Origin of the sequence: Kitasatospora sp. NPDC059571 (assembly GCF_042735675.1) — a bacterium.
Taxonomy (GTDB): domain Bacteria; phylum Actinomycetota; class Actinomycetes; order Streptomycetales; family Streptomycetaceae; genus Kitasatospora.
On sequence record NZ_JBHWBW010000417.1, the window covers coordinates 1 to 1,846 of the forward strand.

2 protein-coding genes are annotated in these 1,846 nt (G+C 75.6%); one reads left to right on the forward strand and one right to left on the reverse strand.

The genetic code is table 11. The annotated features are described in order from the left end of the window. Nucleotides 1–641, reverse strand: a 641-nt coding sequence (locus ACFV0G_RS31570) for a ComF family protein (protein ID WP_380555416.1), incomplete at its 3' end; no start/stop codon positions are given. A gap of 412 nt (nt 642–1,053) precedes the next feature. Between ACFV0G_RS31570 and hpf the strand changes: the two genes are divergently transcribed. Next, the gene (gene hpf / locus ACFV0G_RS31575) at nt 1,054–1,740 is read left to right on the forward strand and encodes a ribosome hibernation-promoting factor, HPF/YfiA family (protein WP_380555418.1); all 687 of its coding nucleotides are present in this window, start codon (nt 1,054–1,056) and stop codon (nt 1,738–1,740) included. The last annotated feature ends 106 nt before the right edge of the window (nt 1,741–1,846 follow it).

Here is a 1,846-nt window from a genome sequence, read left to right on the forward strand (position 1 = left end):
CCGGGCCCGCCGCCGCCGCGCGCGCCCGGGCGCTCCCCCCCCCCGCCCCCCGCCCCCCCCGGCCCCCCCCCCCCCCGGGCCCCCCGCCCCGGCGGCACCCCGAGCGCACCGTGCAGATTGCGGTGCCGGGCGGCCGCGCCGAGTCCCGCCGGGTCGGCCACCGGGCGCACCTGTCGCAGCACCGGCACCGCCCGGGCGGGCAGGCCCGCACGGCGCAGGTCCCGGGCGGCCGCCCGGGCGAGGCGAAGGGTGGGGTCGTGCCCGCGCGCGCGGACGGCGCCGCGGGCGGACGGCACCGGGACGAGCAGCAGCGGCCCGCCGCCGGGGCCCTCCGGTACGGCGGAGCGGACGGCGCCGGCCAGTGCGGTGCCCAGCGGCCCGGCGAGGGCCAGTGCCCCGCGTTCCTTGTGCGTGATCAGCAGGCTCCGGACCGGTCCGGCGTAGGCCGCGGACGCGTGCACCGGGGGCAGCCCGGCCGGTCGGGGCACCGGGTCGGCGGGCCCGGCGCAGGCTGCGGAGAGCGCCTCGCGGCAGCGCGCGCAGAGCTGGGCGCGCCCCTGCCCGCACCCCGCGCACCGGGTGGGCAGCAGCAGGTCCAGCAGGGCCGGAACGCTCCCCGCCAGGGCGGCGGACGGGGTCACGGACACCTCCCGTCGAACGCCGCCGTCGGCCGGGGCCGGGGGCGGATGATGGCGCAGCCGGGCTCTTGCCGCGGTGCGGACTGAGCCATACGGTGGGCGCCCCGGTGCGTGTTGTCCAGATGTTGGCCGGTGTTTCACCCCGTGGGGGGTAAACAGTGGTGAACAGCTGTGCAGCCGACGCCGTCTCGCTACGTTGTTCGACTGGGGAGGCGGAATCCCCTGCCGAGGTGTTCCATAAGGCACACAGGGGGTTTCAGGCGCTCCTGGTGGGGAGGAAGTGAGAGAGGGCCAGTCGGTTTCGCCGCTCCCGGCGAAGGCGGGGGGCGGGTGGCGTCACGGCTGGTCCGGCTGGGTCTCAGTCCGGTCCGGGTGCGTTCCGGATCGGCGACAGCACAAGGGATCGGAGTTCTGCGTGGACATCGTCGTCAAGGGCCGCAAGACCGAGGTGCCCAAGAGGTTCCGCGAGCACGTGGCCGAGAAGCTGGAGAAGGTCCAGAAGTTCGACGGCAAGGTGATCAGCCTCGACGTCGAGGTGTCCAAGGAGCACAACCCGCGGCAGGCCGACCGGTCCGAGCGGGTGGAGATCACTCTCCGTACCCGCGGCCCGGTGATCCGGGCCGAGGCCGCCGCCAGCGACCCGTACGCGGCGCTCGACCTGGCCTCGGCGAAGCTCGACGCCCAGCTCCGCAAGACAGCGGACCGGCGCCGGGTGCACAAGGGCGGCAACGGCCGCACCCCCGTCAGCGTCGCTGCGGCGACGGCGGCACTGGCCGCCCTCCCCGCGACGGAGGCGACCGAGACCCCGATGAACGGGGCGGTCCGCAAGACCATGATGGGATCCCTGGAGGTGGAGGGCGACGGTCCGCTCGTCGTCCGCGAGAAGACGCACCCCGCCGCGCCGATGTCGCTGGACCAGGCGCTGTACGAGATGGAGCTCGTCGGCCACGACTTCTACCTGTTCGTGGAGAAGGACAGCGGCCTGCCGAGCGTGGTGTACCGCCGGCACGGCTACCACTACGGCGTCATCCACCTGAAGGAGGACGCGACGGCCGTCGGCGGCGGCGCCGGCGGTGCGATCAACGGGCCCGACGAGGACTGATCCCGTCCCTGTCCGGGCACGACGTACCGATCGAGCGGGTGACGCCGGGGGGGGGGCCGGCGCGGGGGGGGGGGTTAGTGAGTAGAGCTCGCCGGAGAGCTGCGGT